This window comes from Chloroflexota bacterium (assembly GCA_015478725.1).
Classification (GTDB): domain Bacteria; phylum Chloroflexota; class Limnocylindria; order Limnocylindrales; family CSP1-4; genus C-114.
In genome coordinates this window covers 1-1,735 of the sequence record JADMIG010000092.1, presented here as the reverse complement: position 1 = coordinate 1,735, position 1,735 = coordinate 1, and the positions used below count along the sequence as shown (strand labels likewise).

Annotated in this window: 1 protein-coding gene; it reads left to right on the top strand. The window is 63.8% G+C overall.

The features are described 5' to 3' along the window. Nucleotides 1–69: 69 nt before the first annotated feature. Complete coding sequence (locus IVW53_15895) at nucleotides 70–1,587, top strand: IS1182 family transposase (protein MBF6607046.1); 1,518 nt, start codon at nucleotides 70–72, stop codon at nucleotides 1,585–1,587. Nucleotides 1,588–1,735 lie beyond the last annotated feature (148 nt).

Below are 1,735 nucleotides of genomic sequence, written 5' to 3'. Positions count from 1 at the left end.
CTAGGAGACTGTTGAACAATTCTCCCGTTGGTGCTCGCGATTTGCGGCCAGATCGTCGAGAATTGGTGGGTGCAAGGACGAAGCGAATCTAACCCTGAGCTGCTCGACGCTGCAGCATTGTGTCGTCAGCTGGTTCCTGACGGCAGCGTTGAGGCGTTCCTGGCCGATCATCGCCACGACCTGTTCCCCGACGAGATGTTCGAGGACCTGTTCCCTTCCGGCCGTGGTCGGCCGTCGATCCCCGCCGACGTGGTGGCATCGGTCATGGTCCTCCAGGCGCTGGAGGGTCTGTCCGATCGGGATGCGGCTCGGGCGCTCCGAGACCGGATCAGCTGGAAGGTGGCCTGCGGTCTGGCCTTGGATGACGAGGGCTTCGACTTCTCGGTCCTCACTTATTGGCGGACGAGGTTGCGCAAGTCCGAGCATCCCGAGCGAATCTTCGACGCCGTTCGGTCGGTCATCGATGCCACTGGGGTGCTGAAGGGGAAGACCCGCCGAGCCCTCGACTCCACGCTGCTTGACGATGCTGTGGCTACCCAGGACACCGTCACCCAGTTGATCGCCGCCATCCGGCGGGTGCGCCGGGTTGTTCCCGGTGCGATGGCCGTCACCCTCGCCGCTCACGACTACGAGACCTCGGGCAAGCCACTGATCGCCTGGGACGACCCGGTGGCCAAGGCTGCTCTGGTCGATGGACTGGTCAACGATGCCCTGGCATTGCTCGCCGCCTTCGAAGACGAGATCGAAGAGGCAGAGTCCACCTCGGCACTCGGGCTGCTGGCTCTGGTGGCCGGCCAGGATGTCGAACAAGGAGACGACGGCACCTGGCTCATCGCCCGAAAAGTAGCCCCTGACCGGGTCATTTCGACCGTCGACCCCGAGGCCCGCCACATGCACAAATCCCGATCCGAGTACCGGGACGGCTTCAAGGCCCACATCGCCATCGAGCCCGAGACCGGTCTTGTCACCGCTGCTGCCCTCACCCCGGCCAACACTGCGGACGGACCCACCGGGGTGGCGCTGTTGGAAGGAGAAGACCCCGGACTGCAGGTCCTCGCCGACGGTGCCTATGGATCGGGTGAGACGCTCAACGCACTGGGCAAAGCCGAGCATCAGCGGGCCATCAAGCCCTGGCCGACAACGCCAGCTGTCCCCGGTGGATTCGAACGAGAGGACTTCTTCGTCGACTACGAGGCTCGCACGGCCACCTGTCCAGCCGGTCACACAGTCACGATCACATCCAAGCGCCACGCGGTGTTCGGAGTTCGCTGCAAGGGGTGTCCGCTTCGGGAACAGTGCACAACATCCAAGGACGGGCGGACCCTCCGTCTGCACCCCCATGACGAAGAACTGGTCGAGTCCCGCCGGGCGTGGAGGGAAGGCGACTTTGCCGAGGACTACCGACAATGGCGACCGATGGTCGAACGATCCATCGCGTGGCTGGTGGCCGACAACCACCGGCGAGTGCGATTCCGAGGAGTGGAGAAGAACCAACTCGGCCTCTCGCTGCGCATTGCCGCAATCAACCTCCGGCGCTTGGTCAACCTCGGACTGGAGCACGACGGAGAGTGGATCCTCGGTATGTAGGACCCCGAAGGAGAGCTATGGGCACGCTCCGGCCGCCGAAACCCATCCTCAGCAGCCAAACATGCCCCCCCGGACTGCTCGAGCTCCGTCGATTACCAACTCCAAGGCTGTGAACTCGACGAATGCCGTTTGTTCAACAGTCTCCTAG